The following is a 17,885-nucleotide window of genomic DNA, read 5'->3' as shown; positions in this document are numbered from 1 at the left end:
GGCGTCAAAATACAATACTTTCTATTTATCGTAATGGCTATTAGCTTACCAATGAGTGTACTTTCTTATAAAAAAAACTCTGGATACTTGGAATTTAATAAAGAGTAGAAATTGAAATAAATCAGCCGTATCAGGCTTAATTTTATTGGATATCTTTGATGAATAGAATTATTTCGCCACCTAAGTCAGACTGGGATAAATTACATCAACCTTTAGAAGTAGGTGAGCGTCAATTCATTGAGTATCTTGATGACAATCTTCACATGAACTGGGAAATCTATATACAACCTCATTTGAATGGATTATGCCCTGATGTGGTGATTTTAAATCCGAATATAGGAATTGGGGTTTTTGAAGTTAAAAACTGGAATTTCAAAGCCATGAACTACTTTCTTCAAGAAGATAAGTATGGGAGGACTCAGTTACAAGCTATAAATAATTCAGGTGTGACATTTCAATATTGCCCAAATCCAGTTGATAAGCTACTTCAATATAAAAAAGAGGTCGTAGACTTATATTCGTTTGGTTTAAACTTCCAAAAACATGGTTCGCTAGCTGTGAATGTAGGATTAGTACTCCCATCGGCTACTAAAGAAGAAGCTGAAGAATTACTTTTACCAATATTCAAAAGTAGAAATAAAAAAGTTTTTAATTTAGTTGATGAAGGTGCTGAAAATTATAATCACTGTATCATCACTCAAGAAAACCTATCAGAAGATATAAAATTTGTGTTACCAACAGGAATTACTAGATTTAGTTCAAAATTCATGGACAAAGTTATAGCTAATCAACTTAGAATATGGTTAATAGAACCTGAATCAAACAGAGAGCAAAGGACTCCTATTAACTATAATACCAAACAATTAGATTACGTTAATAGTAGAACCAAATCAGGCTATAGAAGAATAAAAGGCTCTGCTGGCTCAGGAAAATCTGTTGTCTTAGTTGGACGTGCAGTAAAGCTCATGGAGGCAAGAAAAAAAGTGCTTGTCGTTAACTTTAATATTACTATGCTAAATTACTTACAAGATTTAGCTGTCAGAATTAATCCTCAAGCTAGAAGAAAGATTACGTGGCTAAATTTTCATAACTTGGGTAGTCGGTTATGTGGCGATGCTGGTTTAAACCAAGAAATGGCAAAACTTTTTGAGGAGTCTACAGGTTTTCCCGACAACGACCAGTATTGTTTATTAGTGAATGAAGCAATAAATCGATTCAGTAATGACTATAAAGATCATAAATACGATGCAATCCTAGTAGATGAAGGTCAAGACTTCTCATTAGAATGGTGGAATATTTTAAGAAGATTACTGAATGATAATGGTGAGATGTTATTAGTAGCAGATAGTACTCAAGATATATATGAGCAAGCTACTTTGTGGACTGATGAATCGATGCAAGGAGCAGGGTTTAGGGGCGAATGGGTTGGACTAGAAGGCACATACCGATTGCCTAATGAAATTATACCATTAGTAGTTAACTTTTCAGACACCTTCTTACCTAAGGAAATGGTAAACACTCCCATTAAAATACAAATGGAAATAAGTTTTAATAAGACATATTTGGGTTGGGAGCAGGTCAATTCATTAAGCTCAGATATTATAGAAAATATTATTTTAAGTATTAAGAATTTTTTAATTGATAAACAAGAGCTAAGCATGAATGATATATCTATTCTTGTACAAGATAAATCATTAGGAAAAGATGTATGTGGTGTCTTAGATAAAATAGGTATAAGGCATATCAATATATTTAGTTTTGATAAGGATAGTGAAACGTCTATTAAAGAAGAAAGAGCTAGAAAAATGGCGTTTTATAAAGGCGATACACGTATAAAAGTCTGTACTATCCATAGCTTTAAAGGATGGGAGTCTAAAGCCATACTACTTTTCATAAACAAAGCAGAAGAACTTCACGACTACTCTCTAATTTATACCGGACTTACTAGATTAAAATCTACAGATTCTAGCCTTATGAAAGTTGTATGTTCAACTCCGAATTTGGCGAATTACAGCAAAATATGGCCTAATGATTTCTAAAATAGAAATCTATATTACACAAAATATATGTTTAGCTATTCGCTTTTTGCCTTCCCCCGCCGACACCGCTCAGAACAATACACCACCTGCTCCCAGTCTTTCTCCCACTTCTTGCGCCACGTAAACGGACGCTGGCAGACGGGGCAGGTTTTTTGCGGTAGGTTTACTTTTTTATGTGCCATGGTTTGCTCCCATCTACTTTTGACTATTTGTGTTGTGGTGAGATCTTACTTCTGATGCTCGACGCCCTCATACTTCTTGATACGGCGACATTGGTCTGAGCAATACACCATACTATCCCAGTTTTTATCGAGCTTTTTAGTCCAGCTAAACTCACGCTCGCAGACGGGGCAGAGTTTTTTTCGGACGTTTTTCTTTTTGTGCGCCATACATTTCTCATTGGTTTGTTTACGACATCAGTCACGTGTCACTATAGCCTACTACGTATCATTGCTATTAGTCACAGTTACTAGTCATAATCGTCAAATATTTTATTTAGGCGATTGAGACTGTTGACGATCAGCTTACCAGATTGATCAGTACTGCTATCAATCGCTAGCTTCTCATCCATGCGCATCGTTAGTGGTGCCAGCGCTTGCTTGAGGGCATTTGCCATCAGTGTGGTCTGCTCATGAATATCAGGCGCATCGTTCTCTACGGCTTTACTGTCATCAGTCTTAATCAGGCTTTCGGCTAAGCTACGAGACAAGCTATCCGCCATATTGTGTGCCAATTGCTCCACGGCATCGACCAGCTGCACCATCAACTCTTTTTGCACGTCTTGGTTCTGCTTGAGGTATTCGCCTTCTGCTTTGTGGTCGTGCTTATATATTTGTAGCAATTGGCTCACGCTTTTCTCAAAGCCATTATCGATGCTATCGCTGACGACTTTGGCGTTATTGATCACGCTATCGGCGAGGATTTTTTGTGAGGCTAGCTGCGCCTCCATCTGAGTCTCTAACTGGGCCTTACGCTCTGCTTCTCGTAAGCGAGCGATTTGCTCTGGATCATTTTTGGTTAAGTACGTCTCAAACTGACGACTGATGGCATTGAAACCACTCGCCAAGTCGACCAACTGCGCGACGATTCGCGCGCCTGTATCACCGTCTTCGCCGCCCATGGCTTTGTTACGTAAGAAGTCCGCTTTGATTTGCGCCCAACGCTCTTTTTCTGCCTCGGTTAAGGTGCCGCGCATCTCGCCAAGCTTGAGCAAATTGCTCTCTGCGCCTTGGGTCAATAGCTGCGACTCGCCCAGATAGTGATCGTCTATCAGCTGGTTTAGCTCATTCTCATTCATGACCGCTGACAGCTTTTCGGTCATCTTATTCATATTACGATAACTGCCTTGTAGCTTAAATATCGGCTCAACGCGATATTTATCATCTTGCGAGGCGGAGGCAATATAGGCTTGGTTGACATCCAAAATGACTGCTTGCACGGCAAACATATGACGCAAGATGGCGACAATCTCGTTAATCTCTGAGGTGCTATACGGATAGGTTAGATCGCTGCTTTGCGCTTGGGCGAGGTTGGCGTTGTCTGTTTTTGCCATTTTAATCAAGCGATGTACATCGCTTAGGTCACGGTTTGCTAGTGGTGCGAGGACACTATTAGAAGTTAGTGAGTTCTCGATATAACTGAGGGCAAATATATCTTCCATACCGCTCATAATATCGCCTAAGTTGTAGATATCGGCACGGTTGGCGAGCATGTCAGGCACTTTAAAGGCTTCGCCACTCTCGGTATACGGGTTACCCGCCATGACCACACAGAACTTTTTGCCACGCATGTCATAGGTTTTGGTCTTGCCTTGCCAGACACCATCGATACGGCGTGTCCCATCGCCGAGTGAGATGAATTTTTGCAAAAACTCCGCGTGCGTATGCTGAATGTCATCAAGATAGAGCATGACGTTATTGCCCATCTCAAAGGCTAAATTTATTTTATTCAGCTCTTCTCTTGCCGTGGCATTGGGGGCTTTTTCAGGATCTAATGAGGTGACGTCATGACCGAGTGATGGACAATTAATCTTCATAAAGATAAGGCCGAGACGATTGGCCACGTACTCCATCAAGGTGGTCTTACCATATCCTGGTGGCGATATCATCATGAGGATACCCATCAAATCCGTCCGCTTATCCTCGCCGACCGTGCCCATCTGTTTGGCAAGGTTATCTCCGATAAGTGGCAGATAGCTCTCATTAATCAGACGGTTACGCACGAATGAGGATAATGGACGCGGCATAAATTCGTCCAGTCGCAAGGTTTCTTTTGACGCGTGTAATATCTCTGAGCGCATCGCCAGATAACGTCGATAGGCTGGAATCACTTGGGTATCATGATGATGCAAACGATCTAAAAAGTCATCAACGGCAAAGGTTAAGCTCTGCTGATGAATACGCGAATGCTCACCCAATAAACCGTTAACTTGTATCTCAAGCGACACCTTACCCGTATGACGCGCAAAGCTTTGCACTTGATTGAGCGGGTTATTGATACTGGTCAGTGACGTTGATGATGACGCTTGAGGTGAAGAGAACGATAAGGTGGAAGCGGCATTAGCTGTGCTTTTATTTGCGCCGCCTTTATCAAAGCTCGCCCCCGAATCAATCAGACGCTGTACCAAAGCTTCACGCTGCGCATCGTTCAGTTGAGTGAGTAGTACAGCAATCGCTTCTGGCACATAATGACGACCGCTCTCTAGTTGCTGCTTGCGTAGTGCGTCTTTTTCTTGATGCTCAGCAAGCTGCGTTTCACTAAGCGCCTCACCTGCCTCGTTCAGGCTATCATCTGCTGCGTTAGCCGACTCACTATTACTGTAAGTCTTATCAAGTAACGCATGAAACCATGTGGCTAATAGCTCATAGGCTGATTTTGGTTGGAAGCCAAGCTTACCAATTGAAGATTGTAGATGTGCAAAACTGGCATTACTTTGCGTGCTGACGGGCGAACTACTCAGCGTTTGGCTCAGCTGCTCGCACAACTGCTCGGCCTGCCTACTGGTTTGCCAGTTCATTGTGTTATATGCGCCAGCATTTGGCTCAGCTGACTGCCCCATGACACTGACTAAGTATTCGCAGGCAAGCTGTACATAGCTTGGTTTAAAAATATTGGTGTTATGAATATCGCTGGTCTTTGAATCTGATTCTGACTCCAATGCAGCGTTTGAAGGCTTATTAGGATCATTATTACTGCTAATACGCTCGTCACGATAGGCCGCGACAAAACGGTGCATCACTTGGCTCATGTCCTCGACCAGTAGGGATTTGGCCGTATCACTACCGAGTGTACGGCGCAGTTGCTCGGCGGTAGCGGCTCTATCCGTCCAGTCATTTGCACGGATCAGCACTGACTCATTCAGCCAATTGTCGTAGCCAAATTGACGTAGGCTATCTAAGCCAAGCGCTTGCACAATATTTAACTGCCAGTAGAACAACTGTGCTAAAGCACGTACTTGCGGCGTATAAATCAATAAACCCGCTTCTCGCAGCGTTGGCAATATCTGCATCAGCAGCAGCGTGGCATCATGGTCATGAATGCCCTTGTCATAACCGAGCTGATAACGCGGGGTGGCATAGGCTTTGACCAGTTTTGCTAGCGGACTGTCATTATCGATATCACCATTGATATCTAACGTAATGACGGTTTCGTCATATGCTTGGTATAGGCGCGTTTCGGTCAGACCATCTTGGCTATTTTTGGCACTCTCGATGATGCTATACGCCAGATATTCAGCGCGGTATACCTTGTCGGACTCGGAGGCGATATTCATCTCCCAATACGGACGCAAGGCATTTAACTCAGCGTTGTTAAGTACTTCATAATAGTCGGTACCCGTCAGGTGCAAATTGAGCACGCGCTTGCCATCTGATTGCTGACGACTGAGTAAGGTTAAATCTAATGGCTGGGTGTTAACCGAAAAACGGTGCTTGCCAAGCTTGATGATCTGACCGCCATCTTCAAACAAGTCTGACTTGTCTTTTAGACTCTTGTAGCTCTCGATTTGAATGGCTTTTAGGCGCGCATCAATGTCATCGGCTTTGACGCTAAAGCCCATCGCTTGTAACTCTTTTGCCATATTGCGGACTTTTTGTACCAATCCATCTGAGGCAAAGTAAGTATTGAGCGCCTCTTCCTCAGTAAAGCCCGTGACACCTGTGCTTTGCGTACGTTTTTTTATACTCTCAAGCATCCGCAGCGCGCCATCGCCTAGGTTTTGTGCTTTGCGATTGCGGGCATCGAGTAGTTGCTGCTTATGATTTTCAAAGGTCTCGTAAATCTCTTCACGTTTGCTGATGATATCGGCTAAAAACTGATCGCCACTATTGGTCTCTGGATCAGCGAACTGGCTTTCTAATTCCTCTAACTGTACGAGCAGCTTTGCCATTTGCTCATCTGATTTCTCAGGCGTATTAGCAATCGATAAAGCATTGGCAATAGACTGACCAAACAGCTTAAACTGCGCGCCAAATTGCGCGACCGCTTCTGCCGATCCTAAGTTTTTGCGTTTATGATTGAGCTTGGCTTTGCTCTGGTTGAGGCTGGCATAAATAGTCGAGATGTCATCGATGATTTGGGTGCGCACGGTGGCGTCAGCAACATCCAACGTACCGAGCAGCTCGGTCAACAAGTCTAACCCTTGCGCCGTGTCGTCAATTTTATCCAACACTGGCTTTAACTCAGCATTGGTCTCCGCCGTATTTAGACGCTCGCTGACATCGACTAATATCCCTTCGTAGCTTGATAACGCTTTATCACCGCTTAAAAACAGTACGGTTTTTTCGGCAAGCTCGCTTTCCGCTTCTTCTAGCTGCGCTTGCAACGCTTCTAATTTATCACTGTCTAAATAACGCAAATCTTCCAAGCTGACCAAGCGACCCTTTTGTCGTCTTAATGCCGACAGCTGATCGACATAATCGCTGGCAGACTCAAATGTCGTGACGCGTATCTGTCGCAAAATCTCATTTTGCTGAGATTCGGCATCGGCGAGCGCGGTTTGGGTTTGCTTTTGGATACTTTGAACTTTGGCAAATTCATCAATGACCAGCTCAGCGGTCGCTGTCACCTCTTTAATACTACTGGCGACGTCGCCCAGCTCAGGCTCAGACAGCCAATAATAGCTATCAAACAATCTGCTGGTATTGTCCGACAGCTCTTCATAGAGTTTTTGCGACACGCTTTGGTTATCAATCAAGCGGGTAATGCTATAAAGATCAGAGATGCCGCGCACCAGTTCCTTGTTGCCGATTTTGCCGTAGAAGCTAGTACTCTCAGGCAACTCGCTCACATATTCAGGCGAGGCATAGGGGGTGTGCCATATCTGCATCGGATGAATGCGCGATGGCTCACTTTGATCACTAAACAGCACCAAGCGACCGTTGTCTGCCAGCGCCATACCATTACAATAAATCGGGTTTGCCAGTTGTTTTTTGATCAGGTTATAAGGAAACAGCCCCGTGATACCCAGCTCTCTGTCATAAAATAAAAATAAAACATCCTCGCCATTGGTCGAGATAATCTTGCGCTTAAACTTTAAATTTTTGGCACCGACACTGTTGGCATCGAACAGCTTATATTCGCCCGTCTGTAGATAATAGCCACCCGGAAATATAATGCCGTGGTCTTCGGGCAACTGTACGCAGGACTGACCAATCGCATCCAAACGCAGCACCGCTTCGGTCAAGGTGTTATAAACAAAATAGCGGTAATGATCTTCGCGGTATGGTAATATTTTGAGGAGGATTAAGCTGCCAACCTTGGCGTAAGCAATCTCAGCATCGGTCAGCGACTGGGTGCGATCATTGACAGGCTCGCTATAGATACCATTCCCTGACTGGGTGTTGTCCTCAATCTTAATGGTCAAATCGCCGCCGACCGTTTCCACAAATATCGTGTCCAAGATATTCATGTGTGGATACTTACCATTAACCATCTGATCGCGCGTGGTCTCGATCCAATCAAAGTCATAGGCAGGTGGCAACTCAATATCACGCTCGCCGCGATTGTCCACGTAGGCGACTTGAGCAGACTCTGGTGTGCCTTGGCTAAAGTCTAATGCAAAACGAAACACGCGAATATCAGTGATACGTTCGCCAATCTGAAATGCCAATAGCAACTTGCTGTCTTTAACAGTCAGTTGAATCAGGCGTGTTTGCTTGTAATAGCGATAGAGCTCATTGAAGTCTTGTACAAAGGCATCTTGATCTAAAAACGTTCCTTTTAAATCGACCTCTTCGAGCTGATACTCTTGCTCCGCACTATCACCACCATTACCCTTCTGACTCTCATCGCTGTCGCCTTTATCAGCAGGATCTATCAAGCGATATAGCGACAGTACATCCTTAACATTGCTGGCACGCTTTAGCCCCATAAACACGTTGTAGCCAAATAGCAGATAATCGCCAACTTGCACCATATCCTGTGCCACACAGTTATGCTCGGTACGGATACGCGTGCGGGCAATCACCTGCATTTGAGTGCTGCCAAATTCCGTCAGGCGTGCAGCATTTAGTTTGGCGGTCAGTTGCTCTAGACGACTGCCCTGCTCTGTTAGGCGTTTTTTGATGAGCTCATAAGCATTACCGGAGGCAACGGCCTGATCGGTTTGGTTTGCTTGGTTAGCGTTGGGATCACTTTTACTATCTGAATTGGTTGGGTTTTGCGTGTCCGCCATCGTTGCTCGTCCATTTTTATATTTTGGCAATAAGGAATCATTGAAGGTAAAGAAGCACTTGGCTAATCTAAAAAATCAGTAGAAGTGATGCGATTTTTTAGATTAGCCAACTCATCATGAATAATGAGTTGGCTATCGCGCTTTAACACGCTTAGCGCGAATGGGTCATAGCACGCTGCGACCTAAATGACAGCTTGCTTATAAATGCAGCATGCTTATAAATACTGACATGTATACCAGTCACACATCACTTAAGCGGTTCTGTCATCATTTGACTGGTTGGCTTTCATGGCTTGATTGGCCATAACCCCATTGATAATACCGCTTAACGTGTCTGACTTACCCGCTAGGCCATCAATGGCTTTACCGATCGACAATGATTTGGCAAAGTTGTCAAAGAAGTGCGCTTCACCGCCGACAATATCGATTTTGGCTTTTTGGAGCGCCACTGCCAAGACTTCGGCGTTTTCTTTGGCAATCTCTTTACCTGCGTCAATAGATGCCAATGCTTCTTGTAGCGCGGTCTCAAGACCCATGCGGAACTCTTCGTGCTCACGTGCTTCTTTGCTCATGCTACCCATGGCATTGAACTTCTCGACCAGACCATCTGCTTCGGCTTGGAAGTGCGCACGAGTGACTTCGGCTTTTGCCAGTCCAACGTCACGCTCTGCCTTGGCGTTTGACTCACCGCGAGCGGCGATAACTTCAGCATTGGCCATACCGACATCACGCTCGGCTTTGGCATTAGATTCACCGCGAGCGGCAACAATCTCTGCATCGACCATACCGATGTCACGCTCGGCTTTTGCTTTAGACGCACCGCGAGCCGCGATAACTTCGGCTTCAGCCATCCCTTTTTCACGGTCTGTCTGAGCCTGAGCCTGTCCAGTTGCCTTGATGACATTCGCTCTCGCAATACCTTCTTTTTCAAGCGATACTGATTTGGCTTCTTGAATCGCCGCTTCAGCAAAGCCATGCGCTGACTCTTCTGCTTTGATACCTTCTGCCATTTTGATTTTGGCTTCTGCATCTTTCGCGGAGGCTTCCAGATTGGCATTAGCCAGCGTGGTAATCTCGACAGCTTTATGCTTGGCGGATAGCTCTTCGGCTTCCGCTTTTTTCACCTGACGCACTTTGAGTTCTTCAGCATCTGCTTCGGCAGCCAGTACGCGCGTTTGCTTAGAGCGCTCCGCTTCGCTGACTTCGCGAACCTCTTTGATACGCTCTTCTTCTTGCGCCACAGTTTTGTCGACCGCGATACGTTCACGAATGACGTTGGCGATTTCTTTTTTCTCAAGCTCAATCGCGCGCTCGGCTTCGATACGTTGCAAGTCAACTTCACGCTCACGCGAGACGATTTCTAGATCGCGAGCACGCGTGACTTTTTCTTCTTCGATGACCACAGCACGTAAGCGGTTCTGACCCGCCACTTCGATTTCACGTTGCTGGTTCTCACGCTGAATCGCCAAATCTTGCTCTACCATGATGATGGCGGTTTCTGACTTTTTGCGTTCTTCTTCTTCAATCTTGCGAGTTTCAGCGGTTTCACGAGCGATTACTGATGAGATTTCACGCTTTTGCTTGGCTTCGGCATCGGCTTGTTGACGCTCTAGCTCCAGCATTGCCTCTCGGGTTTCGACGTTCTTTTTCTTAACCGCCAGCTCTTCGTCACGCTCAAGCTCATTGGTAATGACGTTTTGAAATGCCGTTAGCTGAGTGATTTTTTTGATACCCTCAGCATCTAGGATATTGCTTGAGTCTAGCGATACTTTTGGCGTTTGCTCTAGGTAGTCAATCGCCACATCTTCTAAGACATAGCCGTTGAGATCGTTACCGATTTCTTGGACGATACTGTCACGGAACTGACTGCGGTTTTCGAACAGTTTGACAAAATCAATCTGCTTACCGACGGTCTTTAGCGCTTCTGAAAACTTAGCATTGAATAGCTCATTGACCGCGACTTTATCAGACGCTCTCTCGACGCCGACGGATTTGGCGACTTTGAGCACATCTTCTTCGGTTTCATTCACCCGTAGATAAAATGCGACTGTGATGTCCGCACGCATATTGTCCGCACAAATCAGACCTTCTTTGCCGCGTCTGTCCACCTCTAGGGTGATCAGCGAGATTTTCATCAGCTCTTTTTTATTGATGACTGGCCAAACAAAGCCACCATCAAAACGTACGGCGATTTTACTCACGCCGTTGATAATCAGTGCTTTGCCCTGCTCAACCTTGACGTAAAAGGCTTTGAGCATCAAAAGCGCAACCATCATAAAAACAAACGCCAGCACCACAACCACGCCGACGATAATGAGTATATCCATATCCATTCCTTTAATTAAAACATTCCAAGCGAATTTAAAACCCTTACTATATTTACCAAATACTTATTTTTTATATTATTGAGCCATCGTTCACTGACCAATATCATTGATGAGCGTTATTTGTCTTTAACAGGCGTTACGCGATAAGTGTTGGTATTATCTAAATATTCTACTAACACTACTTTATCGCCTTGTTTTAGCTGATTGTCGCTCATATCTGAGCGAATCTTGAGTATCAATCCTGCACCGCCATCATTGAGCGCAGCTTCGCCATGCTTGTCGGTCACACTGAGCGTGCGTACCACAGCGATTTTGCCCACATTACTAGACGAATTGCGCTTGGGGATTTTGGCGATATTTTTGCGGATGGGCGAGATGATAAGACCAGTCAACCACATGGACACAACCAAGACAAAAATGAGTGCCCCTGTGCCGAACAGGTAATACAGAATGCCTGAGTCAACGTTTTGATGTAAAAAGCTGGTGTACAGATAGCTCAGCAGCCAACCAATCAAACTAATTAAGCTGAGTATGATAATGAGAGGGACGCCATAAAGGCCAAACTTCAGCATGAGACCCGTGAAAAAACCTGTTGACGATAAGTTGGAGACATCCACATCACCGCCTGCGTCACCAAGATCGACGCTGTCCATATCTGTCATACCAAGCAGTGATACGACCCAATATAAGGTGACAAACATCACAAGCCCCGTAAAAATAATCGTGGGGTATAAACTGATTTTAGTGATAAATACTAAAAAAGCTTCTTGCATGACACCTCTTCTCCCTTTACTCACTTAATCTAGTATCTTAATGACTCAGTTACATAGCTTGGTATGACATGAATGACGATTGCTCGACTTGATGCCGTTATATTTCTATTTCCAGAATCAACTTATGTTCCTTTATTAATGATTATATATACATTTCATTACATAATATATAGCTGTTGCTATTAACGACCCCATATCGGTGAGCGTACGACGCCAGCATTTTGGCTATTGATAGCGTAACTTGTGTTACCCAAGAGCGAATGAATAACCAAATCGCCACCTTTTTGACTTCCTAAACTTTGATCGCCTACTTGCCCGCTGATTTTTGAATGACGCGTTGGATAGACCGCATAACTTCCAGAAGGAGATAGACGTGCCGGTTCATCGAGTCCAGTTTCTGCCAGATTGATCACTTGTCCAGTCGCCAGCGTCATAACAGCCGCCTTACGACCGTTTAGGTAAGCCATGCGCTGACCATCCATACTTAGCTGGGGACTGGCGACATAGCCATTGGTCGGTACAGGCGTGGCTTGACCCGTTGCAAACTGATAACGGTAGATACGTGGGCGCCCAGCACGGACTTTGTCACTGGTATAGACAAAGCTTTTGCCGTCAGCTGCATAGCTGGGCTGTACCTCAGTGCTCGGTAGTGCCGTTAATTGCTTGGTTTCGCCATCGCTCAGGCGCATCTTATAGATATCAGCATTACCACCGACAGTTGAGCTATAGAGCAGGTGTTGGCCATCAGGTGAGAATGACGCTGACATATTACTGCCTTCGACATTGACGACCAGATTGCGCGTCTTGCTGCTGCGGTCGTAAATATATATTTTAGGATGCTCACGCGGGGCTTGTTTGCTATAAGCAAGCAGTTGCCCATCAGCCGACCACGCTGGCGCATAGATATAACCTGTGATCTGATCGATGAGCTGACGATTACTGCCATCAGGACGGATGCTATAGAGTGTCGATACTTTGGCGCTCCCTGACCCTTGCTCTTCCACATAAGCAATGTGTCCTTGACGATCAACGGCAGGCATAGCAGCGGTCAGTGGATTGCTATCCACTGTACTGGTCGGTTTTTTCATTTCAGCACTCGGCAGTGTCTGACAGCCAGTGAGAGCCGCCAATATAGCGATCGTCGTCGCCCCTTTTATCGTGATGTTATTCGTGGTTGGTTTTGACATAATGGTTTTAAACATAAAATAGTATCCAATAAAATCGCTAAGGTATGACAGCAGCATCACTCTAGTGTAGCGTAAAATTCGACAAACTTTGGACAAAAAAAGGCCCCACATATTAGTGAGGCCTTATCAAATCTAACCAGCGTATTTATACATCGCTCGCTTATTTAGAGACGGCTTTAAAGTAAGCCACTTGATTGTCATTTTTGATGGTTAAGACAGGGACATTTTTGGCATTTTTACTGAGGCTGTATTTGCCTTGTACCGTTGCTAGGGTCGCTGTATCAAAGCTGGCTTGTGGTTCAGGGCAGGCCATCATTGTGCTGATGCCGTTTTTGATCTGTACATCACCATTGACGACACTGTAGCCCGCGCTCATATTGTTGCACGTGTTCATAAATGCCACGTAGTTTCTACCATTGTCGTTCATGAAGCTTAACGTTAAAGGCTTGGCTGGATCAAAGAACAGCTGAGACACTTGCTCACCGTTACTACGTTTGGCATCAACCAACTGCCAATTGTGCGCTTGTAACGCCTCTACAGTGACGGGCTGACTGGCTGGCGCAGGCAAGGTAGCCGTTGTCTGGCAACCAGCCGCAAGAGCACTAACTGAAAAGGTAGCTGCCATCATCACTTTCGTCATATTTTTCATATACATTCCTTTTTTATTGAATCCAAAAATCTTGCTGAGCATAAGGTCCTACTTGACACGAGACCCAACAAGCGCATTCAGAATTTTGATTTATTATGGTTGATTGTCTTATTCACTGTTTCAGACAGTAGCGATATTTTGTCTGACTCACCAGTGACTGTCATTATCAATTGAGTAAGCACTTGGCGGATATTTTTTGCCTCATACATCCTACTGACTACTGACTACTAACTACTAACTACTAACTACTAACTACTAACTACTAACTACTGATATTTACTATCAATGCTATTTTTCAACGATGGTGTCACTTTTCTTGATGAGGTTTTATTTAAACCTTCTCTTGGCAGATGTCAGCTGATACGAAAACACCCCACTAAATAGTGAGGTGTTTTTATCGTGCGACTATCGCATCTGATGACTGATATCGTTTATCGAAACCTTGAGTAATACATATAGGCCTCAGTACACGTATTAATAACTAGCTTAGATCACATCTGTACCAGTAATATTTGGCTCTTCAGTCGCGGGCGCTGTCATACTTGACATCGATTGGCACCCGACGAGTACCGTTACCATGACAATACCTGTCATCAATGCTTTGGTTAAGTTTTTCATATTAGCTCCTAGAATCGTTTTAATAGACTGTTGGTTCAATTGAAAGATTACTACCATTGTACTAAAGCTACAGATATCAGGCCTGACTTCTCCCAATGATCATAGCTTACTCACACTTTTAGCATACCTATCTCTTATATTGCTGTAAGTTAATTAATGTTAATGAAATATGCTTACTGAGTTTTGGTTTCTTGCAACGCTGCATAACCGGACAAGCGCTTGCGCTCAGCGTCATCAAATAGTTGCTGCTCAAGTTGATTTATTTGAGTTTGCGCCTCTGCTGAATTGGTATTTTGGCTCAATAGTTGCTCCTTTTGTTTCTGATACTGAGTGAAACGCTGATCAAAATTGGCATCTTCTTGATCGACTTGTGCCAGTCTCTCTGCCGCTGGTGCACCTACTAGCTCTCGGCGCATATTGTATAGCGCTTCAGGGCTGGCACCTGCCGCTTTCATCTGTTCAGTACGAACCATAAGCTCACCAAGATTGGCCTGCTGCATGATATTGGTTTTGATAGCACTGTCTGGCAAGCGACTAATATAGTCTTGTCTAGCGGCTTGTTTCTGTGCTTCGCTCATTTGCTGATTCTGATTGATTCTGACCATCTCCATACTATAGTCATCATAACTATCGCTAGCACCAAAGAATGCCGCGATGGTGGTTTTGTCAAAATACTGCTGACGTAAGTTAGCCACATCCTGCTTTTGCTGAGCAACTGCATTCAAATCTAGCTCACCATTTTTGGTCGCTTGCAATTGCAGATTACCATAACGCTTTTCTATCTCAGGCAGTGCTTTGAGATACGCCACATATTTGCCAAAGATAGCGACTGCTTGACTGGCAGCAGGCTCTGGGGTGTGGTGGCGAATATAACTCTCGACACGCGCAAAAATAACGGCTTCGTCCTCCTCTCCTATTGCTGATAAAAAATAATCGAATAAACGCCGTAGACCTTCAGTGACGACCAACTGCTTGTTTTCATCGATGATGATTTCGCCGTCCACTTGCGTGCCTTTCAATGAGCGCGGCAAACGCTCCAACCCAGTGACAAATGCAGACTGGTTCTGGGCTGAAGCGGTTTGTTCTGTTTGCTCACTATTTAGCGCAGTGGATAGCGTACTCTCAGAGGCGTCCGCAGATGCATTGGATGCTGATTGTGCTGTGTCCATGCGTTGACTATCTGGCTTAAACCACATAATCACCGCCGCAGCGATGGCGATGATGACCACGGCGATGACAGCGATTGGTAAATAGGCTGGACGGCGATGTTTCGACATAGATGAGAGTTCTTTTTACAAGTCAGCTTAAAAGTTGGCGTTTTTCAGACGATTAACCTGAGTACGATAGATAGATTTTGGCTCAGACTCGCCCCATGCCGTCAGACCTAATACTTGGTCTGCTGAATCCAAATGGTTCATGATGTAATTATCACGAATAACATAACCAAGTCGACTCGAGCAGGCAGAAACCAAACCATCATTTCCCTCGAATAAAAACGGTACGCTTGTTGCTGCAAGCAGATAATCACTAGGGTCAAGGGCGCTCGTTACTTGCCCAACGCCACTAAATGAATAGTATTTGATACCGTTAGCGGCAGTACTGGTCGGCTGACCACAGTAGCTTTTTGGCATTGCTGCTGGGAATTTGGCATTGAACTTAGCAGCACCACTGGTCGATAGCGCCATGAGCGCCTGCCAGCCATCTTGCTCTTGTATCTGCTTAAAACTGATACCTGACCCAACATCGGTAAAACCGCCGATCAGGTTAAATACGCCTGACACTAGCTCTGTGGTGACGTTTGACGGCGTGCCTGTATTATTATTTGGTTCAAGGACATTTTTGACAAAATCGGCGGTTTTGGAACCTTGTTCTGGACTTGATACTGCTGTGACTGATGCGACGTATTTTGGCGCGACACCAGCGACATAACGAATATCGATACCGCCTTGGCTATGCCCAAATAAATTGACTTTAGGATCGCCTGAGATAGCAGTGATGGTTTTTACCTGTTGTAACAGCTGCTCGCCGCGCACTTCGCTATTATTAACCGCTGATGTTTTGGTGGTGTATACCTCTGAGCCACCTTTCATCAATTCCTGAGGAATTCCGTTGAAATAATCTAAAACCCCAAACAGCTTGGTAAAGCCGCCAAGTCCATGCGCCATGACCACTGGATACTGAGTTTTGGTATAATTAGAGGTAAAATACTTGCTGTCGACTAGCGTACAGCCATTGGCATTGGCACAATTATAGTATTGGCCTGCCGCTTGAGCAGAGGTGGTTTGCATCGTCATTAACAGGACACCAGTACTGATAGAACCCAGTATTGGCAAAAATGCTTTTGGCGTGAGCGCGGCGCGAATAGATGAGGAAAGCGTCATAACAACATCCTTGTTATCATTAATTGTGATTATCTTTACCTCATAATATCGGCAAAGATGGCAGCTAATCCCTTTAGCATGCAAAATTACATTACTTATATATTCTACAAGATTCAACTAAATTGTCAAAAAATGAATATATTATCGTGACTAAAGAGTCACAACCGTCTCTACCACGCGGTAAAGCAATTATTATCAATAATAATGATAGGTTCACTATCACTTAACATGAAACTGCCATTCATCCATTTATGGTATAATCTATCCACATTAAACCCATAATTATAAGACAGATGATGATGACTAAAAAATCTCTTATCCAGTCCGCCGACGCCATAGAAAAAATGCGCGTAGCCGGTAAACTCGCTAGTGATGTCTTGGTAATGCTCGACGAGCACGTCAAAGTTGGCGTCAGTACCGAAGCGCTTAACCAAATCGCTCATGACTATATCGTTAATGTGCAGCAGGCTATTCCTGCGCCGCTTAACTATAATGGTTTCCCAAAGTCTATTTGTACATCAGTCAATCACGTGGTCTGCCACGGTATCCCAACAGAAAGCAAGCTACTCAAAGATGGTGATATCATCAATATTGATGTGACTGTCATCAAAGATGGCTACTATGGCGACACCTCAAAAATGTGGATCGTTGGTAATGGTTCTATCATGGCGCAGCGTATTTGCAAAGTCGCACAGGATGCCTTATATGCTGGCATGAGTGTGGTCAAAAACGGCGCGCGTCTAGGCGATGTTGGTGCTGCCATTCAAGCAGTGGTCGAGCCTGAGCGCTTTAGTATCGTTCGTGAGTTCTGTGGACACGGTATTAGTAACGAATTTCACCACGAGCCACAAGTCATGCATTACGGCAAAAAAGGCACTGGTTTTGAGCTAAAAACCGGCATGACCTTTACCATCGAGCCGATGATTAACCAAGGTACATGGCAAACTAAGATCTTGCCAGATGAGTGGACAGCGATTACCAAAGACCGCAAACTGTCCGCTCAGTGGGAGCATACGATGGTCGTAACAGACAATGGCTGTGAAGTATTTACCACGCGCCCTGAAGAAGATTTGAGTTTTTTGACACAGTAAGACAATAAAAGATCGCTTTCGGAGAATATAGCAAAAACTATGTAATCCTGCTGACTGACTGACTGAAAGCCCCTTAAATACTGAGTTCTTGGGGCTTTTTTATTTTTACACAGTGTGTAATAAAGTGTGTAAAAAGCAAAAGCGGTA

The 17,885-nt window shown here is 44.5% G+C and carries 12 protein-coding genes; 2 read left to right on the top strand and 10 right to left on the bottom strand.

All coding sequences use genetic code 11. The features are described from left to right. Positions 1 to 158 precede the first annotated feature (158 nt). The gene (locus JMX83_RS03285) at positions 159 to 2,039 is read left to right on the top strand and encodes a UvrD-helicase domain-containing protein (RefSeq protein ID WP_201599118.1); all 1,881 of its coding nucleotides are present in this window, start codon (positions 159 to 161) and stop codon (positions 2,037 to 2,039) included. Between the two features lie 35 nt (positions 2,040 to 2,074). Here the strand turns inward: JMX83_RS03285 and JMX83_RS03280 are convergent, their stop codons facing one another. The 10 genes from JMX83_RS03280 to JMX83_RS03240 form a co-directional block, all read right to left on the bottom strand. Next, positions 2,075 to 2,221: a DUF2256 domain-containing protein gene (locus JMX83_RS03280; protein WP_201599116.1), complete on the bottom strand. Its 147-nt coding sequence runs from the start codon at positions 2,219 to 2,221 to the stop codon at positions 2,075 to 2,077. Between the two features lie 45 nt (positions 2,222 to 2,266). Next, positions 2,267 to 2,428 carry a DUF2256 domain-containing protein gene (locus tag JMX83_RS03275; protein WP_201599114.1) on the bottom strand — a complete coding sequence of 54 codons (162 nt, stop codon included), beginning with the start codon at positions 2,426 to 2,428 and terminating at the stop codon, positions 2,267 to 2,269. A gap of 80 nt (positions 2,429 to 2,508) precedes the next feature. Further along, entirely contained in the window at positions 2,509 to 8,712 is a 6,204-nt protein-coding gene (locus JMX83_RS03270; RefSeq protein WP_201599112.1) for a DNA repair ATPase, read from the bottom strand. 251 nt (positions 8,713 to 8,963) lie between these two features. Further along, on the bottom strand, positions 8,964 to 11,039 hold the full coding sequence (locus JMX83_RS03265) for a flotillin family protein (protein ID WP_265089482.1): 2,076 nt from the start codon (positions 11,037 to 11,039) through the stop codon (positions 8,964 to 8,966). A 116-nt stretch (positions 11,040 to 11,155) separates the two neighbouring features. Beyond that, the gene (locus JMX83_RS03260; RefSeq protein ID WP_201599108.1) at positions 11,156 to 11,812 is read right to left on the bottom strand and encodes an OB-fold-containig protein; all 657 of its coding nucleotides are present in this window, start codon (positions 11,810 to 11,812) and stop codon (positions 11,156 to 11,158) included. A gap of 182 nt (positions 11,813 to 11,994) precedes the next feature. Continuing rightward, positions 11,995 to 13,014: a PD40 domain-containing protein gene (locus JMX83_RS03255; RefSeq protein ID WP_201599106.1), complete on the bottom strand. Its 1,020-nt coding sequence runs from the start codon at positions 13,012 to 13,014 to the stop codon at positions 11,995 to 11,997. 145 nt (positions 13,015 to 13,159) lie between these two features. Continuing rightward, positions 13,160 to 13,648 (bottom strand): META domain-containing protein, encoded by a 489-nt coding sequence (locus tag JMX83_RS03250; RefSeq protein WP_201599105.1) that lies wholly within the window; start codon positions 13,646 to 13,648, stop codon positions 13,160 to 13,162. Positions 13,649 to 14,134: 486 nt separating this feature from the next. Then, positions 14,135 to 14,266, bottom strand: coding sequence for a hypothetical protein (locus tag JMX83_RS15330; RefSeq protein ID WP_257785223.1), 132 nt, complete (start codon positions 14,264 to 14,266; stop codon positions 14,135 to 14,137). Positions 14,267 to 14,439: 173 nt separating this feature from the next. Then, positions 14,440 to 15,543, bottom strand: coding sequence for a lipase secretion chaperone (locus JMX83_RS03245; protein ID WP_201599099.1), 1,104 nt, complete (start codon positions 15,541 to 15,543; stop codon positions 14,440 to 14,442). 27 nt (positions 15,544 to 15,570) lie between these two features. Next, positions 15,571 to 16,647, bottom strand: coding sequence for an esterase/lipase family protein (locus JMX83_RS03240; protein ID WP_201599097.1), 1,077 nt, complete (start codon positions 16,645 to 16,647; stop codon positions 15,571 to 15,573). 299 nt (positions 16,648 to 16,946) lie between these two features. On the opposite strand from JMX83_RS03240, the gene map reads away from it, so the two are divergent. After that, the gene (gene map / locus JMX83_RS03235; protein ID WP_394213606.1) at positions 16,947 to 17,738 is read left to right on the top strand and encodes a type I methionyl aminopeptidase; all 792 of its coding nucleotides are present in this window, start codon (positions 16,947 to 16,949) and stop codon (positions 17,736 to 17,738) included. The last annotated feature ends 147 nt before the right edge of the window (positions 17,739 to 17,885 follow it).

The sequence above is a fragment of the Psychrobacter piscatorii genome (assembly GCF_904846415.1).
GTDB classification, from domain to species: domain Bacteria; phylum Pseudomonadota; class Gammaproteobacteria; order Pseudomonadales; family Moraxellaceae; genus Psychrobacter; species Psychrobacter piscatorii.
This window is presented reverse-complemented; position numbering and strand designations above follow the sequence as displayed.

Bases quoted from the DNA above. Each gene is read 5' to 3' on its own strand.
- JMX83_RS03285 (WP_201599118.1), top strand. From the start codon at position 159: ATGAATAGAATTATTTCGCCACCTAAGTCAGACTGGGATAAATTACAT.
- JMX83_RS03280 (WP_201599116.1), bottom strand. From the start codon at position 2,221: ATGGCACATAAAAAAGTAAACCTACCGCAAAAAACCTGCCCCGTCTGC.
- JMX83_RS03275 (WP_201599114.1), bottom strand. From the start codon at position 2,428: ATGGCGCACAAAAAGAAAAACGTCCGAAAAAAACTCTGCCCCGTCTGC.
- JMX83_RS03270 (WP_201599112.1), bottom strand. From the start codon at position 8,712: ATGGCGGACACGCAAAACCCAACCAATTCAGATAGTAAAAGTGATCCC.
- JMX83_RS03265 (WP_265089482.1), bottom strand. From the start codon at position 11,039: ATGGATATACTCATTATCGTCGGCGTGGTTGTGGTGCTGGCGTTTGTT.
- JMX83_RS03260 (WP_201599108.1), bottom strand. From the start codon at position 11,812: ATGCAAGAAGCTTTTTTAGTATTTATCACTAAAATCAGTTTATACCCC.
- JMX83_RS03255 (WP_201599106.1), bottom strand. From the start codon at position 13,014: ATGTTTAAAACCATTATGTCAAAACCAACCACGAATAACATCACGATA.
- JMX83_RS03250 (WP_201599105.1), bottom strand. From the start codon at position 13,648: ATGAAAAATATGACGAAAGTGATGATGGCAGCTACCTTTTCAGTTAGT.
- JMX83_RS15330 (WP_257785223.1), bottom strand. From the start codon at position 14,266: ATGAAAAACTTAACCAAAGCATTGATGACAGGTATTGTCATGGTAACG.
- JMX83_RS03245 (WP_201599099.1), bottom strand. From the start codon at position 15,543: ATGTCGAAACATCGCCGTCCAGCCTATTTACCAATCGCTGTCATCGCC.
- JMX83_RS03240 (WP_201599097.1), bottom strand. From the start codon at position 16,647: ATGACGCTTTCCTCATCTATTCGCGCCGCGCTCACGCCAAAAGCATTT.
- map (WP_394213606.1), top strand. From the start codon at position 16,947: ATGACTAAAAAATCTCTTATCCAGTCCGCCGACGCCATAGAAAAAATG.